Source organism: Burkholderia sp. BCC1972, from assembly GCF_905339605.1.
Lineage (GTDB): Bacteria > Pseudomonadota > Gammaproteobacteria > Burkholderiales > Burkholderiaceae > Burkholderia.
Genome location: NZ_CAJPGH010000003.1, coordinates 259,466 through 285,603 on the forward strand (window position 1 = coordinate 259,466; position 26,138 = coordinate 285,603).

General features: G+C 66.3%; 16 protein-coding genes and 1 tRNA gene. 13 read left to right on the top strand and 4 right to left on the bottom strand.

Annotated features, from left to right (window positions below):
• Positions 1–19: 19 nt before the first annotated feature.
• The 12 genes from U5798_RS06855 (at position 20) to U5798_RS06910 (ending at position 19,155) form a co-directional block, all read left to right on the top strand.
• Complete coding sequence (locus tag U5798_RS06855; protein ID WP_322081622.1) at positions 20–1,144, top strand: HlyD family secretion protein; 1,125 nt, start codon at positions 20–22, stop codon at positions 1,142–1,144.
• Entirely contained in the window at positions 1,137–2,723 is a 1,587-nt protein-coding gene (locus tag U5798_RS06860) for an MDR family MFS transporter (protein ID WP_124446539.1), read from the top strand. The genes U5798_RS06855 and U5798_RS06860 overlap by 8 nt, the downstream gene beginning before the upstream one ends.
• Before the next feature lie 13 nt (positions 2,724–2,736).
• Positions 2,737–4,224: an efflux transporter outer membrane subunit gene (locus U5798_RS06865; protein WP_322081623.1), complete on the top strand. Its 1,488-nt coding sequence runs from the start codon at positions 2,737–2,739 to the stop codon at positions 4,222–4,224.
• 226 nt (positions 4,225–4,450) lie between these two features.
• Entirely contained in the window at positions 4,451–5,986 is a 1,536-nt protein-coding gene (locus tag U5798_RS06870; RefSeq protein ID WP_124446535.1) for a catalase, read from the top strand.
• An 86-nt stretch (positions 5,987–6,072) separates the two neighbouring features.
• Entirely contained in the window at positions 6,073–6,684 is a 612-nt protein-coding gene (locus U5798_RS06875; protein ID WP_124446533.1) for an ankyrin repeat domain-containing protein, read from the top strand.
• Positions 6,685–7,084: 400 nt separating this feature from the next.
• Positions 7,085–8,245, top strand: coding sequence for an efflux RND transporter periplasmic adaptor subunit (locus U5798_RS06880; protein WP_322081624.1), 1,161 nt, complete (start codon positions 7,085–7,087; stop codon positions 8,243–8,245).
• Positions 8,246–8,265: 20 nt separating this feature from the next.
• Positions 8,266–11,409, top strand: a complete 3,144-nt coding sequence (locus U5798_RS06885) for a multidrug efflux RND transporter permease subunit (RefSeq protein ID WP_322081625.1) — start codon at positions 8,266–8,268, stop codon at positions 11,407–11,409.
• A gap of 4 nt (positions 11,410–11,413) precedes the next feature.
• Positions 11,414–12,844 carry an efflux transporter outer membrane subunit gene (locus U5798_RS06890; protein WP_322081626.1) on the top strand — a complete coding sequence of 477 codons (1,431 nt, stop codon included), beginning with the start codon at positions 11,414–11,416 and terminating at the stop codon, positions 12,842–12,844.
• A gap of 100 nt (positions 12,845–12,944) precedes the next feature.
• Positions 12,945–13,637 (top strand): response regulator, encoded by a 693-nt coding sequence (locus U5798_RS06895; protein WP_322081627.1) that lies wholly within the window; start codon positions 12,945–12,947, stop codon positions 13,635–13,637.
• The gene (locus U5798_RS06900; RefSeq protein WP_322081628.1) at positions 13,634–14,656 is read left to right on the top strand and encodes a HAMP domain-containing sensor histidine kinase; all 1,023 of its coding nucleotides are present in this window, start codon (positions 13,634–13,636) and stop codon (positions 14,654–14,656) included. The genes U5798_RS06895 and U5798_RS06900 overlap by 4 nt, the downstream gene beginning before the upstream one ends.
• 610 nt (positions 14,657–15,266) lie before the next feature.
• Complete coding sequence (locus tag U5798_RS06905) at positions 15,267–17,099, top strand: S53 family peptidase (protein ID WP_322081629.1); 1,833 nt, start codon at positions 15,267–15,269, stop codon at positions 17,097–17,099.
• 379 nt (positions 17,100–17,478) lie between these two features.
• A complete protein-coding gene (locus tag U5798_RS06910; RefSeq protein ID WP_322081630.1) occupies positions 17,479–19,155 on the top strand; it encodes a DUF3300 domain-containing protein in 1,677 nt (558 codons plus the stop codon).
• A 50-nt stretch (positions 19,156–19,205) separates the two neighbouring features.
• Here the strand turns inward: U5798_RS06910 and U5798_RS06915 are convergent, their stop codons facing one another.
• On the bottom strand, positions 19,206–19,856 hold the full coding sequence (locus U5798_RS06915) for a pyridoxamine 5'-phosphate oxidase family protein (protein ID WP_322081631.1): 651 nt from the start codon (positions 19,854–19,856) through the stop codon (positions 19,206–19,208).
• A 235-nt stretch (positions 19,857–20,091) separates the two neighbouring features.
• Between U5798_RS06915 and U5798_RS06920 the strand changes: the two genes are divergently transcribed.
• A complete protein-coding gene (locus tag U5798_RS06920; RefSeq protein WP_322081632.1) occupies positions 20,092–21,558 on the top strand; it encodes a PLP-dependent aminotransferase family protein in 1,467 nt (488 codons plus the stop codon).
• Positions 21,559–21,565: 7 nt separating this feature from the next.
• Here U5798_RS06920 and U5798_RS06925 read toward each other — a convergent pair whose 3' ends face one another.
• The 3 genes from U5798_RS06925 to rpoD all read right to left on the bottom strand — a co-directional run bounded on the left by U5798_RS06925 (position 21,566) and on the right by rpoD (position 26,051).
• Positions 21,566–23,116, bottom strand: a complete 1,551-nt coding sequence (locus U5798_RS06925) for a phospholipase D family protein (protein WP_322081633.1) — start codon at positions 23,114–23,116, stop codon at positions 21,566–21,568.
• A gap of 300 nt (positions 23,117–23,416) precedes the next feature.
• Positions 23,417–23,495 (bottom strand) — tRNA-Ile (locus tag U5798_RS06930).
• Positions 23,496–23,633: 138 nt separating this feature from the next.
• Positions 23,634–26,051 (bottom strand): RNA polymerase sigma factor RpoD, encoded by a 2,418-nt coding sequence (rpoD, locus tag U5798_RS06935; RefSeq protein WP_124446514.1) that lies wholly within the window; start codon positions 26,049–26,051, stop codon positions 23,634–23,636.
• Positions 26,052–26,138 lie beyond the last annotated feature (87 nt).

The following is a 26,138-nucleotide window of genomic DNA, read 5'->3' on the forward strand; positions in this document are numbered from 1 at the left end:
GGAATAAATTGGATCCCGTATGTCGACGCTGCAAGACCCGACACAGAAAGTAGATCGTCAGGAAAACGGAACAACGCCGCGTAACGGACGCGGCGGATCGAAGCGGCGCATCCTGCTCGCCGTCGCCGTGCTCGTGGCCATCGGCGGCGCGGTCTGGCTCGGCCGCTGGTGGACGGTCGGCCGCTTCATCGAAAGCACCAACGATGCGTACCTGCAGGCGGACAGCATGGCCGCCGCGCCGAAGGTCGCCGGCTACGTGACCGACGTCTACGTACACGACAACCAGGCCGTGAAGGCCGGCGATCCGCTCGTGCGGCTCGATGTCCGCCAGTACCAGGTCGCGCTCGCGCAGGCCCTGGCGACCGTCGACGCCCGCCGTGCGGATATCGCGCGCGCCGAAGCCGACATCAGCCAGCAGCACGCGAATCTGGAACAGGCCGATGCACAGGCGAAGGTGTCGCGCATCAACGCGCAGCACGCCAGCGACGAGTACGCGCGCTATGCACCGCTCGCGGCGACCGGTGCGGAAACGCACGAACGTGTGGCCGACCTGAAGAGCACGCGCGACCAGGCAGCCGCGACGCTGGCCGCGAACAACGCGTCGATCGCCGCCGCGCGCACGCAGATCGCATCGTTCACCGCGCAGCTCCAGCAGGCACGCGCGCAGCTCGAGGCCGCCCAGGCCAGCGCCGCGCAATCGCAGCTCGATCTCGACAACACGATCGTGCGCAGCACGCTCGCCGGCCGCGTCGGCGATCGCACGGTGCGCGTCGGCCAGTACGTGCAGCCCGGCACGCGGCTGCTGACCGTCGTGCCGGTCGACTCGATCTATCTCGTCGCGAACTTCAAGGAAACGCAGATCGGCAACATGCGCATCGGCCAGCCCGTCGAGCTGCATGTCGATGCGCTGCCGGACGGCGCGCTGACCGGCGTCGTCGACAGCTTCGCGCCCGGCACCGGCGCGCAGTTCGCGCTGCTGCCGCCGGAAAACGCCACCGGCAACTTCACGAAGATCGTCCAGCGCGTGCCCGTGCGCATCCGCCTCGATTCGAACGCGCGCGCACAACGCATGCTGCTGCCGGGGCTGTCGGTGACGGTCGACGTCGACACGCGTTCGGCCCGCGACGAGAAACGCCATGGCTGATACGTCCGCCACGATGCCCGTGCCGCCGCACGAGGGCCGCGCGAGCGTCACCGACTGGATCGCGGTCGCGGCCGGCGCGCTCGGCGCACTGATGGCGACGCTCGACATCTCGATCACGAACTCCGCACTGCCGCAGATCCAGGGCGAAATCGGCGCGACCGGCACCGAAGGCACCTGGATCTCGACCGGCTACCTGATGTCGGAAATCGTGATGATCCCGCTCGCCGCCTGGCTCACGCGCGTGTTCGGGCTGCGCAACTTCCTGCTGACGAACTCCGCGCTGTTCATCGCATTCTCGATGATGTGCGGCTGGTCGCATTCGCTGCCGATGATGATTGCCGGCCGGATCGGCCAGGGCTTCACGGGCGGCGCGTTGATCCCGACCGCGCAGACGATCATCCGCACGCGGTTGCCGCTGTCGCAACTGCCGGTCGGGATGACGCTGTTCGGCCTGATCGTGCTGCTCGGGCCGCTGTTCGGCCCCGTGCTCGGCGGCTGGCTCGCGGAGAACGTGAACTGGAGCTGGTGCTTCTTCCTGAACCTGCCCGTGTGCCTGCTGCTGATGGCGCTTCTGGTGTTCGGGCTGCCGTCGGACCGCCCTCAATGGCACGCGTTCTTCAACGCGGACTGGCTCGGCATCTTCGGCCTCGCGATCGGCCTGAGCTCGCTCACCGTCGTGCTCGAGGAAGGCCAGCGCGAGCGCTGGTTCGAATCGCAGATGATCGTCACGCTGAGCATCGTGTCGTTTGCCGGGATGGTCCTGATCGCGCTGTCGCAACGCTTCGCGAAACGGCCGATCATGCGGCTGTCGCTGATGCGCAACCCGCGCTATGCGAGCGTGATCGTGATCGTGTCCGCAGTCGGCGCGGGGCTGTACGGCGTGTCCTACCTGCTGCCGCAGTTCCTCGCGATCGTCGCGGGCTACAACGCGGAACAGGCCGGCGCGATCATGCTGTTGTCGGGTCTGCCGGCCTTCCTCGTGATGCCGATCCTGCCGCGCCTGCTCGGCAAGGTCGATTTCCGCATCCTCGTGATCTCGGGGCTGCTGCTGTTCTGCCTGAGCTGCATGCTCGACATCGGCCTGACCGCGCAGAGCGTCGGCCATGACTTCGTGTGGTCGCAACTGATCCGCGGCGTTGCGCAGATGCTCGCGATGATGCCGCTCAACCAGGCGTCGATGGCGGCCGTCGCGCGTGAAGACTCGGGCGATGCGGCCGGGCTCTACAACATGGCGCGTAACCTCGGCGGCTCGATCGGGCTCGCGATCATCGGCACCGTGATCGACCGGCGCACGACCTTCCATACGGCCGCGCTGCGCGAATCGGTGACCGCGAACTCGCTGATCGGGCAGGACCGGCTGTCGGCCTATGCGGCCAACTGGTTTTCACACACCGGCGACCTCGCGTATTCGAACATGCGCGCGCTCGGGCAGCTGGCGCAGCAGATCCAGATCCAGGCCGTCGTGATGACCTACTCCGAAACCTTTTATCTGCTGGGCCTCGCGCTGCTCGCCTGCGTACCGCTCGCCCTGATGCTGAGAACGCCGCGCGGCCCGCAGCCGATGTCGTCCGGCCATTGAACCGTCTTACGCGATGAAACCCTTCTCCCTGCCCCGCCGCCCTGCGCTCACGCTGTGTGCAGTCGCGTGCCTGCTCGCCGGCTGCACGGTCGGCCCCGACTATCGCGGCGCGCCCGCCGCACCCGATGCGCCGACCTTCGTGCGCGCGCCGGCCTCCGGCATCGACACCACCGCGCCGGCACCGAGCGCGTGGTGGCTCGCACTGCACGATCGCCAGCTCGACGACCTGATCACCGCCGCACTCGTGTACAACCCCGACCTGCACGCGGCGCAGGCGCGCTTGCGCGCGTCGCGCGCGCAGCTCTCGCAACAGCGCGCGGCGCAGTTGCCGAAAACGTCGGCCACCGTCGCGGCCATCCGCATGCGCGAACCGGACGTCAGCGCGCTCGGTTCGCTGCTGCCGTCGAACGGCTCGAACCAGTCGGGCGGCACGTCGCCGTCGCTGGGCGGCTCGGGACCGCTGCAACTCTATTCGGCGGGTTTCGACGCGACCTGGGAAATCGACCTGTTCGGCGGCACGCGTCGTGCAGTCGAAGCGGCATCCGCACAGGCCGAAGCCGTCGACGCCGATCTCGCCGATACGCAGGTGTCGATCGCCGCCGAAGTCGCGAACGCCTATGTCGACCTGCGCGACCAGCAGCAACGGCTCGCGCTGTCGCAGCGCACGGCCGGGTTGCAGCAGAAGATGCTCGAACTCACGCAACAGCGCCGCGCACGCGGCGTCGCGGCCGATGTGGACATCGAGCGCCTGACGACGCAGGTTGAGACCACGCGGGCGTCGCTGATCCCGCTCGACGCGCAGGTGACGGAATCGCTCGACCGGCTCGCGATCCTGACGGGGCGTGCGCCGGGCGCGCTGGATGCCGCATTGTCGACCGCGGACGCCCCGCTGCCGACGCTGCCCGGCGACGTCGCGATCGGCGATCCGGCCGCGCTGCTGAAGCAGCGCCCCGACATTCGCGCGGCCGAGCGCCGGCTCGCATCGAGCAACGCGCAGATCGGCGAGCACGTGGCCGACTATTTCCCGAAGGTGACGCTGCTCGGCGATCTCGGCTTCAGCGCGACGGACCCCGGCCACCTGTTCCGCAAGCAGAATTTCACGTGGGTCGGTGCACCGTACCTGCAATGGAACATCCTCGACTTCGGGCGCACGCGCGGCGCGGTACGCGCGGCCGAAGCGTCGCGTGACGAAGCGGAAGCGAATTACCAGAAGGCCGTGCTCGGTGCATTACAGGATGCCAACACCGCATTGCAGCGTTACGGGCACCAGCGCGAGCACGTCGTCGCGTTGACGAAGGTGCAGACGTCGGCCGTGCATGCGCGCTCGCTGATGGACGAGCGCTATCGCGCGGGCGTCGCGTCGATGATCGACCTGCTCGACACGCAACGCGAAGCGCTGTCCGCGCAACAGAACGTGATCGCCGGGCAAGCCGAGCTGATCAAGGACTACGTGTCCGTGCAGAAAAGCCTCGGGCTCGGCTGGCAGGCGAACGCCGGGTAACCGGTGCCGGCGCGCACGATGCACGATCGGTGTATCACGCGCGCCGCAACAACTCATTGCGCGCACAACAATACTGGTTCATTTCGTCCGCAACGACCGGGCCGGCGCCGCGTCGATACCTCGGCTATCGAAAACATATCGAATATCAATTAGCCAATCATCTGACGATCTCTTCTAATTCAGTCGGCTTCCCCACCACCGATCGGATTCAAGGAGTTCCATCGTCATGTCCTCATCCTCCCATCGCGTGCTGCGGCACGCAGTCGCCGCGATCTGCGTTGCCTTCTCCGCTTCCCCGTACGCCGCCGAACTCACGCGCGACACGGGCGCGCCCGTCGGCGACAACCAGAATTCGCAGACGGCCGGCCCCGCCGGCCCCGTGCTGCTGCAGGACTCCGCGCTCATCGAGAAACTGCAGCGCTTCGATCGCGAGCGCATTCCGGAACGCGTCGTGCATGCGCGCGGCACCGGTGCATTCGGCGAGTTCGTGCCGAGCGCCGACATCTCCGACCTGACGAAAGCGAAAGTCTTCACGCCGGGCACCCGCACGCCGGTGTTCGTGCGCTTCTCGACCGTGATGGGCTATCGCGGCTCGCCCGAACAGGCGCGCGATCCGCGCGGCTTCGCGGTGAAGTTCTATACGCAGCAGGGCAACTGGGACATGGTCGGCATCAATTGGCCCGTGTTCTTCATTCGCGACGGCATCAAGTTCCCCGACTTCGTCCACGCGAACAAGCCGAGCGCCGTGACCGGCGTGCAGGACCCGAACCTCGCATTCGACTTCTTCGCGCACACGCCCGAAGCGACCCACATGCTGACGAGGCTGTACACGAACGAGGGCATGCCCGATTCGTATCGCCACATGGACGGCTTCGCGGTGCACGCGTTCAAGTTCGTCAATGCACAAGGCGACGTGCACTACGTGAAGTTCCACTGGAAGAGCCAGCAAGGCGTGCACGGCCTGCGTCCGCAAGAGATCGCCGCGTCGATCGGCCGCGACTGGAACCTGATGACGAACGACCTGTACGGCGCACTGAAGCAAGGCGATTTCCCGAAATGGGATCTGTACGTGCAGGTGCTCACGCCCAAGGACCTGAACCGCTTCGACTTCGACGCGCTGGACGATACGAAGGTGTGGACCGGCGTACCTGAACGCAAGATCGGCACGATGACGCTCAATCGCGTGCCCGACAACTATTTCCAGTCGACCGAGGAGTCGGCGTTCGCGCCGTCGCGGCTCGTGCCGGGCATCGAGCCGTCCGAAGACCGGATGCTGCAGGATCGCCTGTTCGCGTATGCCGACACGCAGATGTACCGCCTCGGCGCGAACTACATGGACCTGCCGATCAACCGCCCTGTCGTGCCGGTGGTCAACAACAACCAGGACGGCAAGATGAACGCGGGCGACCGCAAGGGCGAGGTGAACTACGAGCCGTCGACGCAGCACGAGCTCGCGCAGGATCCGCAGTACAAGTCCGTGCGCATGGCGCTCAACGGCACGACGCAACAGGAAGCGATCCGCAAGAAGCTGCTGTTCCGCCAGGCCGGCGAGTACTACCGCAGCCTGTCGCAGCAGGACAAGGACGACCTCGTCACCGCACTGTCCGGCGATCTCGGCCAGGTGAAGAACGCGCAAAACCAGTACGCGATGCTGTCGTACTTCTACAAGGCCGATGCCGACTACGGCACGCGTCTCGCGCAGGCCGTTCACGCGAACGTACAGCAAGTGCAGTCGCTCGCGGCGAAGCTGAGCGAGAACTGATCCCGCGACATCGGTCGCTGCCGACGTGCGTAGTGTGCGTAGTGGTGCCACGCACGTCGGCCCGACTTTTTCATCAGGACATCCCCATGCGACCCGAACGCTTCACGCACACGATCCGCGCGGCCGCCATGACCGTGGCGCTGGCCGCGCTCGCCGGCTGCGCGCACCTGCCCGACCAGCCTGCTTACGGCAAGGCCGATCCTGCCGCACTGCGCCGCTATGACGGCGACTGGTTCGACGCCGCACGCGTCGGCCGCGTCGACATCCTGCGCGCACTGCATGACGCCGGGTATCCCGTCGACGCCGCCGACAGCCACGGCTATACGGCCGTGATTCTCGCGTCCTACGACGGCCAGCCTGCCGCGCTCGACTACCTGTTGTCGGCCGGCGCCGATGCATGCGTTGGCGACCGCCACGGCAATACGGCGCTGATGGGTGCGCTCTTCAAGAACGAACCCGACATCGCACGCCGCCTGATCGACACGCGCTGCCCGATCGACCAGACGAACGGCGCCGGCGAAACCGCGCTGGGGTTCGCGACGCTGTTCAATCGCTTCGAACTGATTCCGCTGCTCGTCGCGCACGGCGCGAATCCGAACCATGTCGATCGGCGCGGGCAGTCGCTGCTTCAGCTCGCACTGACACACGACAACACCTACGCTGCGGATGCGCTGCGGCAAGCCGGAGCCACGCAGTAGCACGCGCTACGGATCAACCGTCCGAACGATGCGAACGCGTCGAGCAGCCGGCAGAAGCTGATCCGCTCCAGATCGGGATGCCCGATTCCGTACCGCGCCCAGCAGCCCCCCCTCGGCCCCCGTCGTCGCCGGCACTTCGTTGCCGAGCGGGTCGTCATCGATCACGTCGCGGTCGATCCTCGTCGACCGGACCGACCGGCGGAATGCCGACGACACCGCACGCATGACACGGCGCCACGCCCATTCGTCCGACCATTGCGACACCCGCCGCCCCGCTTTTCGCTTCCTTTCGCGGGCTCCATCGAATCTCCATCTTTCCGCATAAAAGCCCCCAACTAACCCAAGCAAACTCCAGCCCGTCAAAGCAGGCAGTGGGCTGCCTGCGTTTCCTGGAGTCGCTATGAAGAATCAGAAACGATGCTGCTACAGCGCGGTATGCGCGCTGGTGGCGGCAATGCTGGCGGGTTGCGGGCCCGCCGAACAGCAGGCCGCCGCACCGGCCACGCCGGTCGCGGCCATGACCGTGGCCGCCACGCGCCTCGACGTCACCGAGGACCTGCCGGGCCGCGTCGCGGCCGTGCGGGTGGCCGAGATCCGGCCGCAGGTGAGCGGCATCGTGCAGCGCCGGCTGTTCGAGCAAGGCACCGAAGTGCGCATGGGCCAGCCGCTGTTCCAGATCAATCCAGCACCGTTCAAGGCCGAGATGGACACCGCCGCCGCATCGCTGCAGCGTGCGCAGGCCGCGCTCGAACGCGCGAAGGTGCAGACGGCCCGCTTCAAGCCGCTCGTCGAAGCCGATGCGATCAGCCGCCAGGTGTACGACGACGCGGTGTCGCAACGCGACCAGGCCGCCGCCGATGTCGCGCAGGCCCGCGCGACGCTCGCGCGCCGCCAGCTCGACCTGAAATTCGCGACCGTTGAAGCGCCGATCGCCGGCCGCATCGACCAGGCGCTCGTGACCGAAGGCGCGCTGGTGTCGAGCGGCGACAGCCAGCCGATGGCGCGCATCCAGCAGATCGACCAGGTCTACGTGGACGTGCGCCAGCCGGCTGCGTCGCTCGAAGCGCTGCGCGGCGCGCTCGCCTCGCAGCCGCAAGCGTCGGACGCCAACGGCCTGCCGGTCGACGTGCTGCGCGACGACGACACGCGTTACGACGTGAAGGGCCGCATGCTGTTCTCGGGCGTCAACGTCGATCCGGGCACCGGCGACGTGCTGCTGCGCGTGCTGGTCGACAACCCGAAGCGACAGTTGCTGCCGGGCATGTACGTGCGTGCCCGCATTCCGCGCGCGCACTACGCCAACGCGGTGACGGTGCCGCAACAGGCCGTCGTGCGCGCCGGCGGCAAGCCGCAGGTGTGGGTGCTCGACGCGAAGGGCACCGCGCATCTGAAGGCTGTCGAGGTCGGCGAACTGACGAACCGCAGCTACCGCATCAAGTCGGGCCTGCAGGCCGGCCAGAAGATCGTCGTCGAAGGCATGGAACGCCTGGTCGACGGCGCGCCGGCCGCCGCGACCGACTGGAAGTCGCCTGACGCGGCCGCCACCGCATCCGCGCACTGAATCACGAGGAGCCTCCAGCCATGGCTGAATTCTTTATCCGACGCCCGGTGTTTGCGTGGGTGATCGCGCTCTTCATCATCCTGACGGGGCTGATCGCGATCCCGCAACTGCCGGTCGCGCGCTACCCGTCGGTCGCGCCGCCGTCCGTCACGATCACCGCGACCTATCCGGGCGCCACGCCGCAGACGATGAACGACGGCGTGCTGAGCCTCATCGAGCGCGAACTGTCCGGCGTCAAGAACCTGCTGTACTTCGAATCGTCGGCCGATACGTCCGGCGCCGCACAGATCACCGTGACGTTCAAGCCCGGCACCAATCCGGAGATGGCGCAGGTCGACGTGCAGAACAAGATCAAGTCGGTCGAGCCGCGCCTGCCCGCAGCCGTGCGCCAGAACGGGCTGATCGTCGAATCCGCATCGTCCGGCTTCCTGATGATCGTCGGCCTGCGTTCCGACAACGGCCGCTTCGACGAAGGCGCGCTCGCCGACTACATGGCGCGCAGCGTCTCCGAGGAACTGCGGCGAATCGACGGCGTCGGCCGCGTGCTGCAGTTCGGCTCCGAACGCGCGATGCGCATCTGGGTCGATCCGCAGAAGCTGATCAATTTCGGCCTGTCGATGAGCGACCTGACCACCGCGATCGGCCAGCAGAACGTGCAGATCGCACCGGGCAGCCTCGGTGCGCTGCCCGCGCTGGCGGGCCAGCGCGTGACCGTGCCGCTCACCGCGCAGGGCCAGCTCACGACGCCGGAAGAGTTCGCGAAGGTCGTGCTGCGCGCGAACGCGGACGGCTCGAAGGTCGTGCTCGGCGACGTCGCGCGCGTCGAACTCGGCTCGCAGAACTACACGTTCGTGAGCCGCGAGAACAACAAGCCTGCCACCCTCGCCGGCGTGCAGCTCGCACCGGGCGCGAACGCGGTGAAGACCGCCGATGCGATCCGTACGCGCATGGCCGAACTGAGCAAGTCGATGCCGTCCGGCATGACCTACTCGATTCCGCTCGACACGTCGCCGTTCGTGAAGATCTCGATCGAGAAGGTGCTGCACACGCTGCTCGAAGCGATGGTGCTCGTGTTCCTCGTGATGTACCTGTTCCTGCAGAACGTGCGCTACACGCTGATCCCGGCCATCGTCGCGCCGGTCGCGATGCTCGGCACGTTCACGGTGATGCTGCTGACCGGCTTCTCGATCAACGTGCTGACGATGTTCGGCATGGTGCTCGCGATCGGCATCATCGTCGATGATGCAATCGTCGTCGTCGAGAACGTCGAGCGCCTGATGGCCGAGGAAGGACTGTCGCCGAAGGACGCGACGTCGAAGGCGATGAAGGAGATCACCGGCGCGATCATCGGCGTCACGCTGGTGCTGACCGCGGTGTTCCTGCCGATGGCGATGGCGAGCGGCTCGGTCGGCGTGATCTACAAGCAGTTCACGATGTCGATGGCCGTGTCGATCCTGTTCTCGGCGCTGCTGGCACTGACGCTCACGCCGGCCCTGTGCGCGACGATGCTCAAGCCGCTGGCACCGGGCCATCACGAAAAACGCGGCTTCTTCGGCTGGTTCAACCGCCGCTTCGATATCCTGACGAAATGGTACGAGACGCGCGTCGGCCGCCTGGTCGGCCGCACGGGCCGCGTGATGCTGGTGTTCGTCGCGATCTCGGGCGCACTGGTGTTCGGCTTCCGCAGCCTGCCGTCGTCGTTCCTGCCGGACGAAGACCAGGGCTACCTCATCACCAGCTTTCTGCTGCCCGCAGACGCTACCGCCGAGCGCACGCATGACGTGGTCAAGACGCTGGAGAAGCATCTTGCTTCGCGTCCGGCAATCCAGTCGAGCATTTCCGTGATCGGCTACGGCTTCTCGGGCCAGGGTTCGAACGCGGCGATCAACTGGTCCGTGATGAAGGACTGGAAGAACCGCGGCGGCTCGTCGACGATCGAGGAAGGCATGCTCGCGCAGCAGGCGATGGCCGGCGTGACCGAAGGCACGGTGATGAGCCTGCTGCCGCCGGCCATCGACGAACTCGGCAACAGCTCGGGCTTCTCGATGCGCCTGGAAGACCGCGCCAACCAGGGCACCGCGGCGCTCAAGGCAGCGGAAGCGAAGCTGCTCGAACTCGCCGCGCAAAGCAAGGTCGTGACCGGCGTGTACCCGGACAGCCTGCCCGCCGGCACGAGCATCCGCCTCGAGATCGATCGCGCGAAGGCGCAGGCGCTCGGCGTGTCGTTCACGACGCTCAGTGACACGCTGTCGACCGCGATGGGTTCGACCTACGTGAACGACTTCCCGAACGCGGGCCGCATGCAGCAGGTGATCATCCAGGCCGATGCGCCGGCACGCATGCAGATCGACAACGTGATGAAGCTGTACGTGCGCAACGCGGCTGGCGGCATGGTGCCGATGTCCGAAGTGGTTCGCCCGGTATGGGCCGAGACGCCGCTGCAGATGGTGCGTTTCAAGGGCTACCCTTCCGCGCGCATCTCGGGCACCGCCGCGCCGGGCCAGTCGAGCGGCGCGGCCATGGCCGAGATGGAGCGGCTTGCCGCGCAGTTGCCGCCGGGCTTCGCGGTCGAGTGGACCGGCCAGTCTCTGCAGGAACGCCAGTCGGCGTCGCAGGCGCCGATGCTGATGGCGCTGTCGATGATCGTCGTGTTCCTGGTGCTCGCCGCGCTGTACGAAAGCTGGTCGATCCCGCTGTCGGTGATGCTGGTGGTGCCGCTCGGCCTGATCGGCGCGATCGGCGCGGTGCTGCTGCGCGGCATGCCGAACGACGTGTTCTTCAAGGTCGGGATGATCACCGTGATCGGCTTGTCCGCGAAGAACGCGATCCTGATCGTCGAATTCGCGAAGCAGTTGCGCGAGGAAGGCAAAGGACTCATTGAAGCGGCCGTGCAGGCGTCGAAGCTGCGCCTGCGCCCGATCCTGATGACCTCGCTCGCGTTCGGCCTCGGTGTCGTGCCGCTGATGATCGCGACCGGCGCCAGCGCCGAAACGCAGCACGCGATCGGTACCGGCGTGTTCGGCGGCATGGTGACCGCCACGGTACTGGCCATTTTCTTCGTCCCCGTTTTCTTTGTGTTCGTGATGAGCATCCAGGAGCGCATCGGCGCATGGCGGGCTTCCCGCAAGCAGCCGGCCGCCCCGACTCACGGACAGGAAGGTTGATGCCATGCGATTGCTTATTCTTCCCCTCGTCCTCGCCCTGTCGGCCTGCTCGCTCGCGCCGACGCTGGTCAAGCCCTCGATGCCGGTGCCGACGGCCTACACGGCCGCCGCGGCCGCCGACCTCAAGGCCAACGCGGCCGATCTCGGCTGGCGCACGATGTTCGGCGATCGCCGCCTGCAGCGCCTGATCGAGCTCTCGCTCGAAAACAACCGCGACCTGCGCCTCGCGGCGCTGAACGTCGAGGCCGCCGAAGCGCAGTACGGCATCCAGCGTTCCGCGCGCCTGCCGTCGATCGGCGCCGGCGCGAACTTCACGCGCCAGCGCACGTCGGACGACACGCAGTCGAGCCCGCCGCTGTTCGGCACGACGCAGAACCAGTACGGCGTGAACCTCGGCATCAGCGCGTTCGAGATCGACCTGTTCGGCCGCGTGAAATCGATGTCGGATGCGGCGTTCGCGCGCTACCTCGCGACCGATCACGGCCGCCGCGCGGTGCAGATCTCGCTGGTCGGCGGCGTCGCGGACGCGTACTTCGCGGAACGCCTCGCGCAGGAGCAGCGTCAGTTGTCCGAGCGCACACTCGCCGACTGGCAGCAGTCGCTCGATCTCGCACGCCGCCTGAAGGATGCGCATCAGGCGAGCGGCGTCGACATCGCACAAGCCGAAGGCCAGGTCGCAAGCGCCACGGCCGATCTCGAAGCGCGCACGCGCGCCGTCGAGCAGGCACGCAATGCGTTGCGCCTGCTGGTCGGCACCGAGCTGCCGAAGGATCTGCCCGAGCCGCTGCCGCTTCAGCAGCAACCGGTGATGACGCAACTGCCGGCCGGCCTGCCCTCCGAACTGCTGTTCCGTCGCCCGGATATCCGGCAGGCCGAACAGAACCTCGTCGCCGCGAATGCCGATATCGGCGCCGCGCGCGCCGCGTTCTTCCCGCGCCTGTCGCTGACGTCGTCGATCGGTTTCCTCAGCCCGGCGATGGGCAGCCTGTTCGACGGCGGCCAGCGCACGTGGAGCTTCGCGCCGCAGGTCACGGTGCCGATCTTCCAGGGCGGCCGGCTGCGCTCCGAGCTGCGACTCGCCGAAGTGCGCAAGTCCAGCGCGATCGTCGAATACGAACGCTCGATCCAGACCGCGTTTCGCGAAGTGGCCGACGGTCTCGCCGGGCGCGAAACCTTCGGCCGCCAGATCGAAGCGCAGACGCGCGTGGTCGGCTCGGCCGAACGCCGCACCGACCTGTCGAACCTGCGTTATCGCGCGGGCGTCGAGGGGCGGCTGGAACTGCTCGACTCGCAGCGGCAGCTCTACTCGGCACGGCAGGCGCTGCTCGACCTGCGCCGCAGCGAGCTCGGCAACGCCGTTGCGCTGTACAAGGCGCTCGGTGGCGGCCTGACCGACAAGGACGTCGCGCCGTCGCAGAGCGAGGTGCAGAACTGAACGAACGGCGCCGTTCCGCCCGTACAGCAGCAGATCGGGACGGCGCGATTCAGCCCGGCAACGGGCTGCCCCGATTGTTCGACATCGCACGGCACACTCCATGATCCATTCCCTGATACTGATTGCAGAAGACGAGCCCGACATCTCGGACATCCTCGACGCGTACCTGACGCACGACGGCTTTCGCACCTACCGCGTCGCCGACGGGCAAGCGGTGCTCGACGTGCAGCCGCACCTGAAGCCCGACCTCATCCTGCTCGACGTGAAGATGCCGCAGAAGAACGGCTGGGAGGTGCTCACCGAGCTGCGGCGGCGCGGCAATACGCCCGTCGTCGTCCTCACGGCATTCGACCGCGACCTCGACCGGCTGCAGGCGCTGCACGCCGGCGCGGACGACTACATCGTCAAGCCGTTCAACCCGGCCGAGGTCGTCGCGCGGCTGCGCGCGATCCTGCGCCGCTCGGCCGCGCCGCCGGCCACGCGCATGCTGCGAGTCGGCGACCTGGAGATCGACACCGACAGCTATCTGGCCCGCGTGCGGACGGATTCCGCCGAGATCCCGATCACGCTGACGCTGACCGAATTCCGGCTGCTCGCACACATGGCGCGATCGCCGAGCCGCGTGTTCACGCGCGGCGAGCTGCTCGATGCGTGCATGGCCGACGTGAGCGCGCTGGAGCGCACGGTCGACAGCCACATCTGCAGGCTGCGCAAGAAGCTCGAACAGGCCGGCGCACCGGGCATGCCCGAAGTGATGCGCGGTGTCGGCTACCGGCTGCGGGGCGCGCAGTGACGCTGCCGGCGAAGCCCGGCCGGCAAATCGGGCAGGCGATCGGCCTGGGCGCCATCGTCGCCGCATTGATCGCCTGCACCGCTGCATTCCTCCTTTACGCGTTGCGTCACCCGGGTGCGTTGCCGCACGACGCAACGGCCGACGCGATGATCCACGATGCATCCACTTACCTGGTGCTCGCGACGGTGCTGTTCGTGTGCCTGCTGGCAACCGCGTTCGACCTGTTCCGGCAGATGCGCCGCACGCTCGCGGCGCTCGACGCGGTTGCCGACCACACCGGCCGCATCGTCGCCGGCGACCTGTCGGCGCGCGTCGTTTCCCGCGACGGCTGCATGGCCGACCTGTCGCGCTTCATCGAGGACTTCAATGCGATGACCCATCAATTGAAATATCGGATTCCTTCCCATCCGGCAGCCGCCGCCGAAAGCAACAGTCGCTCGATGCGCACGCCGCTCGCGGAACTCGAAACCCGGCTCGAAGCCATCAAGGCGCTCGCCCACGAAGACGGCACTTCGTCGCGCGACGCGCTGCTTCACCAGGTCGACGACCTGTTCCGGTTTGTCGACGACCTTCAGGTTGCCGAACAGCCTGGGGCACTGACACTCGACCTGTGCCCGACGGCACTCGACCGCGAAATCGCCGGCGCCGTCGATTCGGTTCGCGAAGCATTTCGTGAAGCGGGGTTCGTCATCGACCTGGCGACCGACGCGGCCGTCGTGACCTGCGACTGCGCGCGCATCCGGCAAGCCGTTCTCGCGTTGCTCGACGACTTGCGGCGCCATTCCGCGCCGGCCACGCTGAGGCTTTTCGTCGAAAACCGCGCTGCGGGCGCCGTCGTCCGGATCGAAAACGAAGGTTCACGACACTTCGTCGAAACCGGTCTCGGCCTGTCCGTCGCGCGCGCGGTCGTCGAGGCGCACGGCGGGCAGGTCCGCCATCTCGCATCGCCTGGCGGCGCTGCCGTTCTCGAGTTCGACATCCCGCGGCACGCGCCGGCGATTCGAGTGTTTCCTCGATAGCAACCGACCCATTACAAAACGAATCGGAAATGATCGGCGAACCGACTCCGGCATTACCTTTCCCGCCGGTTTCGAGCATTACAAAATGCCGTCGATTTTTTCAAAATCATTGCGCTTTATTCGATTTAATTTTGTTTCATATAATCAAAAAAAGTTTGACACTCTGCTTTCGTTCTTGATACCGTCCGATGCAAGCAATCTGACGAATTGCTCACCACGCAATCGATTCCGCTCCACGTTTTTTCGCTTCCGCTGCACCGCAGTGCTCGCCGCCGGCTGATTCGTTCGCGCACCGGCGCATGCAATATCCCGATGCATCTCATTGGACAGCTGTCATCCGGCAGCGGGCCGAAGGATCGAATCAAATGAGCAGGACAACGAAACTGTTGCTCTAGCAATCCCGCCCGTGCCGAGTCCGGCGCCGCTTTTCCTTTATCGCGTTTTCCAAATTTCGCCCCCGGAGCAAACCCATCTCTCCGGATCGGGCGAAAGGCCCTGTCGCGTCCGTGCCATCCGCACGCATGCGACAGAACACGGCGATGCATGACCCGCATCGCTGTCGACCGTTGTTGTTCGTGCCGTTCGATGTTCAACCGGAGGGGTATTTGAAATGAATCAGGTTGCAGACAAGAAACAAAAGCACATTCGCATCGTCAAGCTCGCATCCGCCGCCGCAGCCGTTGCGTCGTTCGGCATGGCGACCGCCCATGCCGCGCCGGCGGCCGGCTGGACGGAAACCCGCACCAAGGGGTTCCTGCCGCTCGTGCAGCAGAGCGAAGCCGGTACGGCCGGCGCGCCCGCCGCGAGCACGGCGGCCGCGGCATCGGCGGCCGTCGAGCTCGCGCCCGGCGAATCGGTGGACATCGTGCTCGGGCTGAACCTGCGCAACGAGGCGCAACTCGACCAGTACCTGCGCGACCTGCATACGCCCGGCTCGCCGCACTACAAGCAGTTCCTCACGCCGGCGCAGTTCGCCGCGCAATATGCGCCGACCGACCAGCAGGTCGCGTCCGTCGTTGCGCACCTGCGCAAGGAAGGCTTCGTGAACATCGTGGTCGCGCCGAACCGCCTGCTGGTATCGGCGTCCGGCACCGCGGCGACCATCAAGTCCGCGTTCCGCACGACGCTCAAGCGCTTCACGCACAACGGCCGCAGCGTCTATGCGAATACCGACGCCGCGCAAGTGCCGAACGCGATCGGCGGCATCGTCGGCGCGGTGCTCGGGCTGCAGAACGTCGAGCTGATGCATACCGGTGCGGGCAGCAAGCCGCAAGGCAACACCAGCAACCTGACGATCCCGGCCGGCGCGTCGGCAGTGCCGCACAACCCGACCGAGTTCTCGTCGATCTACGGCGGCGACGGCACGCCGACTGCCTCGCAGACCACGGTCGGCATCATCTCCGAAGGCGACCTGTCGCAGACGGTGAGCGACCTCAATACGTTCGCCGCGAACAACGGCCTCGGCACGATCAGCAGCACCGTCGTGCAGACGGGCCCGGCAGGCAGTTCGTACACCGATACGTCCGGTACCGTCGAGTGGAATCTCGACAGCCAGTCGATCGTCGGCACGGCCGGCGGCAGCGTGAAGCAGGTCGTGTTCTACGCGGCACCGTCGATGACGCTCACGGCGATCACCGCCGCATACAACAAGGCGGTGACCGACAACGTCGCGAAAGTGATCAACGTCTCGCTCGGCGTGTGCGAATCGTCCGCGAACAGCACCGGCTCGCAGGCAACCGACGACACCATCTTCAAGCAGGCGGTCGCGCAGGGGCAGACCTTCTCGGTCTCGGCCGGCGATCACGGTGCGTACGAATGCGCGAGCGGCACGCCGTCGCGCTCGACCTACACGGTGAGCGAACCGGCCACGTCGCCGTACGTGATCGCGGTAGGCGGCACGACGCTGTTCACGAATACGTCGACCAACGCGTACAACAGCGAGATCGTCTGGAACGATCCGAGCTGGCAGGCGGGCACCGTGTGGTCGACGGGCGGCGGGTACAGCAAGTACGAAGCCGCGCCGACGTGGCAGTCGTCGACGCTGACCGGATCGACCAAGCGCGCACTGCCCGACGTCGGCTTCGACGCCGACCTGCGCACCGGCGCGATTCTCGTCGTGAACGGCCAGACGTCCGACACGCTGTGGGGCTCGGGCTACCTGAACAACGAAGGCGGCACGAGCCTCGCCGCGCCGATCTTCACGGGCATCTGGGCGCGGCTGCAGTCGGCCAACAACAATGCGCTCGGCTTCCCCGCGTCGAGCATCTACAAGTACTTCCCGTCCAACGCGGCGCTGCTGCACGACGTCACGTCCGGCAACAACGGCAGCGGCACGTACGGCTACAAGGCGAAGGCCGGCTGGGACGCGACGACGGGCTTCGGCAGCGTGAACATCTCGAAGCTGAACGCGTTCATCCAGAGCACGTCGGATTTCGCGCGCTGATGAACCGATGATCGACCCGGTTCCGGGTGTGCGTCGTCGGGTGCACACGGAACCGCACGCAACCGCGTAACAGCCCGCGACAGGCGCAAGCCGTCGCGGGTTTTCTGCATTCCGCGCGATCTCGCAGAACAGCATCCGGCGCGACGGTACGCACGCCGACCTTGCAATCGTTGCGCCAGCAACTTTCAGAACGATTACCCGTCGGGCGCCCGCCCGCTTACGGACTGCAAGGTACACACTGTTACACAACACGCCGACAACTTCCGCGCGTGTCGTGCGTTTAACTGAATATGACGATTCGTCGCGGGACTTCCGCCATGCGAACACGATCGCGCAGCCCGCGTGCCTGCCAACGCTGCCTCCACACCGAATGAACAACATGAACGACACACGTGCACACCGCCCCGTCAGGACGCTGATCGCGTCGTCCCTTATCGTGTCGCTGCTCGGCCTGGCGGCCTGCAACAGGAACGGCGACAGCAGCCCCGCCGCACCGGCGAGCGATGCGAGCGCGGCTGCCGCGGCACAGCCGGCCTCGACGCCCGTCGCCTACACGCCGCCGAGCGCCGACCAGCTCTACCAGATGGTCGCGCCGATCGCGCTGTTCCCCGACAAACTCGTCGCGCTGGTGCTTGCGGGCGCAACGTATCCGGACCAGGTGACAGCCGCCAACAACTGGGTCACGCAGAATCCGGCCTTGAAGGGGCAGGCACTCGCGAGCGCCGCCGACGCGCAGCCATGGGACCCGTCCGTCAAGGCGCTGACCGCCTTCCCCGCGGTGCTGTCGCAAATGGCGTCGAACCCGGCCTGGACCACGTCGCTCGGCCAGGCGTACTACAACGACCCGACCGACGTGATGAACGCGATCCAGGTAATGCGCCAGCGCGCGCAGACGTCCGGCCATCTCCGTTCGGGCAGCCAGATGCGCGTCACGCAAGTCGCGCAGGCCGCGCCGGCCGGCTACACGCCCGCCCCCGACGCGCCGGTCGTATATGCCGGGCCCGCGATCGTGCCGCCGCCGCCGCAGGCCATCGAGATCGAGTCCGCGCAGCCGGATGTCGTGTACGTGCCGTCTTACAACCCGACCGTCGTCTACGGCGAACCGGTGTCGGCCTACCCTGGCTACGTGTACCGGCCGCCCGCATACAGCACCGGCGAAGTCGTTGCGGCCAGCGTGATCACGTTCGGCGTCGGCATCGCCGTCGGCGCCGCGATCTTCGGGCACCACGACTGGGGCTGGCATGCATGGGGCATGAACTGGGGGGCGCCGCGTCCGGAAGGCCCGGGGTGGCACGATGGCTGGCAGCGCCCCGCCGTGGTGTACAACCACACCACGTACGTGACGAAGTCGACTACCGTGATCAACAACATCACCAACATCCGCAACACGCGCATCACGAACAACTACGGCGGCAACGTCACCACCAACAACACGACGATCGAGCGCAATGCCGTACAGCCCGGTGCCGAACCGATGCGCGGACAGGCCATGGAGCAGCGCGAGCGCGCCGCGCCGATGACGATGCCGCACTTCGGCGCAAACGACGCACGTCCCGGCACGCGGCCCGCGCCGGAAGCATTCGCGCAGAACCATGCGAACGCGCCGCATGCCGTGGCGCCGGCGCAGCATCCGCCCGGCGCGACGCACGACGAGCGGCAGCAGGCGATGCAGCAGGAGCGCGCAACCGCGCAGGAAAATCGTGCGGCGGCACAGCAACAACAGCAACGCGAGGAAATGCAGCAGCATAATACGGCGCAACAACGCGAAGCGATGCAGCAACGCAACGAAGCGCAACAACAGGGCCGCGCGCAGGCCCAGCAGCGTAACGAAGCGCAGCAGCAACGAGCGGAAGCCCAGCAACGCAGTGAGGCCCAGCAACGCAGTGAGGCCCAGCAGCAGCAACGCAAGGAGATGCAGCCGCACGCCGAAGCACCGCCGCAGGAACACGCGACACCGCGGCCTCGGCAACCGGCAACCGAGCACGCGGCGGCTCCGCATCCGCACCTGCCCGAGTCCCACCCGCAGCACGAGTCGCATGAGCATCATCCGGGGTAAGTCCCGCCGACGGTAGCGCGAATGCCGCGCTACCATCCGGCGCCCCCTCCTCAATCGGCCCAGTTCCGCACGTAGTCCGGCACGGCCACGTTGCCGTCGGCATGCACCGGCGTACCGCGTGCCGTCTTCAGCGGCAGGATTCCGGCCCAGACGGCAAGCGCCAGATCTTCGTCCTTGTCGGACGGCAGCGAATCGCTGATTTTCACGGCCGCTTCGTCCATGGAAATCCGCAGCACGCTGGTCGCGTTGATTTCCTTCGCATTGCCCGGCCGCGCTTCATGCCTGCGGCCCGGCGCAATCTTGTCCATCAACGCATCCAGTGCCGCGAGCTTTTCCGCACCGCCCTCCACCACCTCGAACTGCCCGTAGATCACCGCCGATCGGTAATTCATCGAATGGTTGAAGGCCGACCTGGCCAGTACGAGACCGTCCAGCAACGTGATCGCGACGCAAGCCTGCGCACCCGCCGACAGCGCCCTGATCATCCGGCTGCCGTTGGATCCGTGGATATGGAGATCGTCGCCTCGCCTCCAGTGCGCGGTCGGAATACAGTGCGTGTCCTGCCCGTCGCCGAACGCGATGTGACAGACGTAGGCCTCGTCCACGATGCGGTGGAGCATCGCGCGATCGTGACTGGCCAGCTCGGGCAGGCGGCGAATGGTCGTACGCGGTGTGGGAGCGATGGCGGTCTGGTCTTTCATATGTCTGAACTACGAAGTGAATTGAATCGGTAGCGCGCCGTATTCACGGCCGAATTGCCCGTCGCCGGGCTCGTCGACAGTCGCATGTCAAATCGATCAGAATACCGACGTGCAGCAGGCCGCGGCGATCGCCGGCACGGCTTGCGCGCCGGTCTGCACCGCGAGAACGTGAACGATACGATGCGCGCGGCATCTTCAAAAGAACCAGCACAACGAAAATTTCTGGAACCAGCCTATGGATTTCGCGCTGCTCATCTCGTCGCTTGCCCGACAGGACGGCACGACCCGACACAGCCAGCAGGAAGCGCTGTACCGGAGCCTGCGCACGCTGCTGCTCGACGGGCACCTTCCGCCCGGCACGCGGCTCGTGTCGACGCGCGTGCTCGCGGCCGAGCTGGGTATTGCACGCAACTCGGCGGTCTATGCGTACGAGCGGCTGGCGGAAGAAGGCTTCGTAGCCGCCACGCGCAACGGCACGATCACGCGATGGGACGGATGCAGCCGCGCGAGCGCCGCGAATGAAGACGGGCCGCCCGCGGTTCGGCTGTCGGCGCGCGTGCAAGGGCTGGAGAACGCCGATCCCGAGCCCGAACGCATGCTGCCGTTCGTCCCCGGCCTCCCGTCACTCGACGAATTCCCCGTGGCGCAGTGGCGCCGCTGCATCGAGCGTGCATGGAAAACCATCAAGCCCGCCCAGCTCGCGTATGGGCCGGTCGAAGGGCTGCCCGAGCTCAGGCGCGCGGTGGCCGCGTACATCCGCGTGTCGCGAGGCGTGCGCTGCGACACGGGCCAGGTATTCATCACCGACGGCACGCAAGGCAGCCTCGAGCTGTGTGCGCGCATGCTCGCGAATCCCGGCGAATACGGCTGGCTCGAGAATCCCTGCTACAACGGCGCGCGGACAGCCTTCCGCTCGACCGGCCTGAATCTCGTGCCGATCGAGGTCGATCACGAAGGGATGGCGCCTACCGACGCACAGTGGCGTAGCCAGCCGCCTCGGCTGATCTATACGACGCCATCGCACCAATATCCGCTCGGCGCACTGATGAGCCCGGCACGGCGCGCAGTGCTCGTCGAGCGTGCGCGCGCGTGCGGTGCGTGGATCGTCGAGGACGATTACGACAGCGAGTTCCGTCACGACGGCCAGCCGTTGCCCGCGATCCAGGGCCTGCATCCCGACGCGCCGGTCTGCTATCTCGGCACCTTCAGCAAGACGATGTTTCCCGCGCTTCGGCTCGGCTTCATGGTGGTGCCGCCGATCCTCGTCGATCGCTTCGCGCGAACGCTGCGCGAACTCGTCCATCGCGGTCATTCGGCCGACCAGCTCGCGATGGCCGAATTCATCGACACCGGCCTCTTTGCACGGCACCTGCGCAGGATGAGGTCGCTCTATGCCGGGCGGCGCAGCAGCCTCGAAGGCGCCCTCGCGCGCCACCTCGGCACCGCGTTGAGCGTGCGTGACAGTCCGGGCGGCATGCATCTGTCGGCGGATCTCACGGTGCCGCTGCACGACACCGACGTCGCGCGCGCCGCGTCCGCGCAGGGCCTGCTGCTGCAGCCGCTGAGCAGCTACCGCGTCGGCGACGGCCGAACGTACAACGGCTTCGTGCTCGGCTATTCCGGGCTGGACGACGCGACGATCGACTCAGCAACGACGCAGTTCGCGGCCGTCATCGAACGACTCGGCCGCACGCGCCGCTGAGCGTCGCTCACAGTTGCGATTCGATCGGAAACAGCCCCAGAAACCAGACCTCCATCCGCCGTGCGGGCGACACTTCCGGTTCGTGATCGATTTCGGTGACCTTCCCGTCCGCATCGGTCTGAATCCACACGAGCCGCCCTTTCCCGGCCGCATCGGTCGTCGCCTCGACACGCCACGCGATCCGGTCGAGCCGCGCCTCGAGATCGTTCGCCACCTGCGACGCAATTGCCGGACTTTCGCAATACACGCCGATCTCCGTATTGAGGTTCAGCGAGCGCGGATCGAGATTCATCGACCCGATGAAAATGCTCTGGTGATCGAACACGTAGGTCTTCGCGTGCAGCGACGCGCGTGACGAGCCGATGATGACCTGCTTCGAAATGCTCTTGTCGCCCGACGGCCGCCGTTCGTAAAGCCGCACGCCGGCATTCACCAGGTCGCTTCGATAATGCCGGTAGCCGGCATGCACGGCCGCCACGTCGGTCGACGCGAGCGAGTTGGTCAGCACCGTCACGCGCACGCCGCGCGCCGTGAGCGCACGCAGCCGCTCGACGACGTCCTTGCCCGGCACGAAATACGGCGACACGATCAGCAGGTCGCGCTGGGGCTGCAACGCAAGCGCGCGCAATTGCGGCATCAGGTGCCCCTCGGCGTCCTTCGGCGCGTGCGCGATCTTCGACGGATCGTCGTACAGCACCGTCGCGCGCCCCCACGACAATTCGGTACCCTGCCCATGCACGATCCGGTCGAGCCGCTGCCGGGCCTCGAGCACATACGGATTGTCCTCCATGGCTCTCAGGTAGTCGCGCAACCGTTCGCGCTCGCGATCGAGCCCGCCCGGCGCCGCATCGTGCCCGACCAGCACGTCGATCGGATACGCGTACGGAGAATTCCAGAACGTATCGAATTCGGTCGAGATGGCGTTCACCGCCGGGCCGTGGACGACGACATCGAGATCGCCGAACTCCAGCATCGAAGAGGCGCCGAAGTACTCGTCGCCGATATTGCGGCCACCGACGATCGCCGCCTGGTTGTCCGCGATCATCGCCTTGTTGTGCATGCGCCGGTTGACGCGCGCGAACTCGAATACCGTGCCGATCTTCTTGAACCGGCGAGTGGCCACCGGATTGAACAGCCGGATCTCGATGTTCGGGTGCGCGCTGATCTCGAGCAGCTTGCGGTCGTCCGCGTTGGTGCCGAGATCGTCGAGCAGCGCGCGCACGCGCACGCCGCGATCGGCCGCGCGGATGACCGCATCGGCCAGTTCGTGCCCGGTCAGGTCGTCGTGCCAGATGTAGTACTGAAGGTCGAGCGACCGGTCGGCGCGGTCGGCGAGCAGCACGCGCGCATCCAGCGCGTCGACCGGATCGGTCAGCAAATGGAACGCGTCCAGCCCTGGATGCGCGGCGGCCTGCTGGCGAAATGCCACACCGAGGCGCGTATTGTCGGTATCGGTGAATGCATGCGTCGGCGTGCGGTCGGCCTGCGGCGGCAGGCTCGCGCACGCAGCAAGCATCAGCAACGACAGAACCGCACCCCACGAACGCAGCATGATCATGTTGGCCGCCCCCATTGTCGGGCGAAGTCGGATTGTGTTTGTTCTGGCTGGCTGCCGGACGGAGCGCGGCGCCGGTCCCCGGTGCGCGCGATGGAGCAGCATGCGACCGGATCGCGCCACAGCATACTTCGATTGATATCGGGTCGGCACGCTTTCGGCGTTTCCGCGGTGGCGAAGACGCGACATGCGGCGCCGGCGCGAACGCGCTCAATACGCTCGACCGCGCACCAAAGAAAAACCCGCGACGCCGTGCGGCATCGCGGGTTTCGCGGCTTCCCCGGACAACCGTGGAAGCGAACCTGGTGGGCCCCCCGGGAGTCGAACCCGGCACCAACGAATTATGAGTTCGCTGCTCTAACCAAGCATGAGCTAGGGGCCCAGACGAGAAGCAAAGCGTGCTACACGCTGTCCCGGCAACGAGGCCGGGCCGGCATTGTAACAACAAAGACGACAAAGGGAACAAACGCCACCGGCATCATGCGGATACCGGCGGCGTTCGTGGCAGAGACGCTGGAAATCAGTTCCCTTCGAGGAACGACTTCAGCTTGTCGGAACGGCTCGGGTGACGCAGCTTGCGCAGCGCCTTGGCCTCGATCTGACGGATCCGCTCGCGCGTGACGTCGAACTGCTTGCCGACTTCCTCGAGCGTGTGGTCGGTGCTCATCTCGATACCGAAACGCATCCGCAGCACCTTCGCCTCACGCGGCGTCAGCGAATCGAGCACGTCCTTCACGACGTCGCGCATGCTGGCATGCAGTGCTGCATCCGCCGGCGCGACCGTGTTGTTGTCCTCGATGAAGTCGCCGAGATGGGAATCGTCGTCGTCGCCGATCGGCGTTTCCATCGAGATCGGCTCCTTCGCGATCTTCATGATCTTGCGGATCTTGTCTTCCGGCATCTCCATCTTCTCGGCGAGCGTTGCCGGATCCGGCTCGAGACCGGTTTCCTGCAGGATCTGCCGCGAGATGCGGTTCATCTTGTTGATCGTCTCGATCATGTGAACCGGAATACGGATCGTGCGCGCCTGGTCCGCGATCGAACGCGTGATGGCCTGACGGATCCACCACGTCGCGTAGGTCGAGAACTTGTAGCCACGACGGTATTCGAACTTGTCCACCGCCTTCATCAGGCCGATGTTGCCTTCCTGGATCAGGTCGAGGAACTGCAGGCCGCGGTTCGTGTACTTCTTCGCGATCGAGATCACGAGACGCAGGTTCGCCTCGGTCATTTCACGCTTCGCCTGGCGTGCCTTCAGTTCGCCGGCCGCCATCTGGCGGTTGGTTTCCTTCAGGTCCTTCAGCGGCAGCACGACGCGCGCCTGCAGGTCGAGCAGGCGCTGCTGCTGTTCGCGGATCGCCGGAACGTTACGCGACAGCACCGCGCTGTACGAATGGCCTTCTGCAGTGATCTTCTCGGCCCAGTCGAGATCGGTCTCGCTGCCCGGGAAGCGCGCGATGAATTCCGAGCGCGGCATGCCGCACTTGTCGACGACGATGTGCAGGATCTGGCGCTCGACCTGACGCACTTCGTCCACCTGCGCACGCAGCGTGTCGCACAGGCGTTCGACGGTACGCGCGGTGAAGCGGATCGTCATCAGTTCGGACTGGATCGTTTCCTGCGCCTTCAGGTAGGCCTTCGACTTGTAGCCTTCCTTTTCGAACGCGCGGCGCATCTTGTCGAACCACTCGCTGATCTGCGAGAACTTCTCGAGCGACGCACGCTTGAGGGCTTCGAGCTGGGCGGCGTTCGCCGATGCCTGCGCGGCACCGTCGTCTTCCTCCTCTTCCTCTTCTTCCTCTTCCTCTTCGGCTTCCTCGTCCTCGTTCTCGATGGCTTCCGCTTCCTTCGCGGAGAAGCCGTCGGTATCGGCGGAGTCCGAAGCATTCGGATCGAGCAGGCCGTCGACGAGCTCGTCGACGCGGATCTCTTCGTTCGCGACGCGTTCGGCCATCGCGAGGATGTCGGCGATCGTCGTCGGGCACGCGGAGATGGCCATCACCATGTGGCGCAGGCCGTCCTCGATCCGCTTCGCGATCTCGATTTCGCCTTCGCGCGTGAGCAGCTCGACCGTGCCCATTTCGCGCATGTACATCCGGACCGGATCGGTCGTGCGGCCGAATTCCGAATCGACGGTGGACAGCGCGACTTCCGCTTCCTCCTCGACTTCATCGTCCGACGACGCGGCGGGCGCGTTGTCGTTCAGGAGCAGCGTTTCCGCGTCCGGCGCCTGCTCGTAAACCGCCACGCCCATGTCGTTGAACGTGCCGATGATGCCTTCGAGGGCTTCGGTCTCGGTGAAGTTGTCCGGCAGGTGGTCGTTGATTTCGGCGTACGTCAGGAAGCCGCGCTCCTTGCCGAGCTTGATCAGCGCGCGCAGTTTCACGCGGCGCTCTTCGAGCTCCTCGGCCGTGCCCGGCGTGCTCGTCGCGAACGCTTCCTTCAGCAGCGCCTTTTCCTTGGCGCGACGATCGCGCACCTTGGATTTGCCCGGAGCAGCCGCGGCTGCGGGCTGCTCGTCGCTCTGATTTGCGTCGTCTTCGACGGATACTTCGTTCAGCTTTTTGGTCATGGAGTTCGCCGTACCGGCTATATCGACTCGCGGCTGCTGGACGACAGCCGGTTGAACCGTGGGTGCATGAGTAGTACGTACTGCCGTTTCGTCCGCGTCGGCAGTCGTGTCCCTTGCGCTTTTCGCACTTGCCCGCTTCGCCGCCGGCTTGGCCGGCCCGGAGTCGGGTCTGGCGGCAGCCCGTGTTCTGGCTGCCGGCGCCGGCGCAGCCTGAGCAGTGCCGGCCGCGGTTTTCTTTCCTGCTGGGGCTGACGTGGCTGAAGACGTTGTCCTGGTGGAAGAAGCAGACTTGGCCGCTGTGACCTTCTTGGTCGGCTCCGTCGAGCCCTTGCCTGCTGCTTTCTTTCCGCCTGTCGTCTTTGCCATCGCGATTCTCGCCTTTGCTTGGAAAACAAACCGCTGGAAACCTTATATTATAGCACGCTGGGGCGCCCTCTCTAAGCGCCCCGGCCG

Coding starts and splice junctions, on each gene's coding strand:
- U5798_RS06855 (WP_322081622.1), top strand. CDS start 20: ATGTCGACGCTGCAAGACCCGACACAGAAAGTAGATCGTCAGGAAAAC.
- U5798_RS06860 (WP_124446539.1), top strand. CDS start 1,137: ATGGCTGATACGTCCGCCACGATGCCCGTGCCGCCGCACGAGGGCCGC.
- U5798_RS06865 (WP_322081623.1), top strand. CDS start 2,737: ATGAAACCCTTCTCCCTGCCCCGCCGCCCTGCGCTCACGCTGTGTGCA.
- U5798_RS06870 (WP_124446535.1), top strand. CDS start 4,451: ATGTCCTCATCCTCCCATCGCGTGCTGCGGCACGCAGTCGCCGCGATC.
- U5798_RS06875 (WP_124446533.1), top strand. CDS start 6,073: ATGCGACCCGAACGCTTCACGCACACGATCCGCGCGGCCGCCATGACC.
- U5798_RS06880 (WP_322081624.1), top strand. CDS start 7,085: ATGAAGAATCAGAAACGATGCTGCTACAGCGCGGTATGCGCGCTGGTG.
- U5798_RS06885 (WP_322081625.1), top strand. CDS start 8,266: ATGGCTGAATTCTTTATCCGACGCCCGGTGTTTGCGTGGGTGATCGCG.
- U5798_RS06890 (WP_322081626.1), top strand. CDS start 11,414: ATGCGATTGCTTATTCTTCCCCTCGTCCTCGCCCTGTCGGCCTGCTCG.
- U5798_RS06895 (WP_322081627.1), top strand. CDS start 12,945: ATGATCCATTCCCTGATACTGATTGCAGAAGACGAGCCCGACATCTCG.
- U5798_RS06905 (WP_322081629.1), top strand. CDS start 15,267: ATGAATCAGGTTGCAGACAAGAAACAAAAGCACATTCGCATCGTCAAG.
- U5798_RS06910 (WP_322081630.1), top strand. CDS start 17,479: ATGAACGACACACGTGCACACCGCCCCGTCAGGACGCTGATCGCGTCG.
- U5798_RS06915 (WP_322081631.1), bottom strand. CDS start 19,856: ATGAAAGACCAGACCGCCATCGCTCCCACACCGCGTACGACCATTCGC.
- U5798_RS06920 (WP_322081632.1), top strand. CDS start 20,092: ATGGATTTCGCGCTGCTCATCTCGTCGCTTGCCCGACAGGACGGCACG.
- U5798_RS06925 (WP_322081633.1), bottom strand. CDS start 23,116: ATGATCATGCTGCGTTCGTGGGGTGCGGTTCTGTCGTTGCTGATGCTT.
- rpoD (WP_124446514.1), bottom strand. CDS start 26,051: ATGGCAAAGACGACAGGCGGAAAGAAAGCAGCAGGCAAGGGCTCGACG.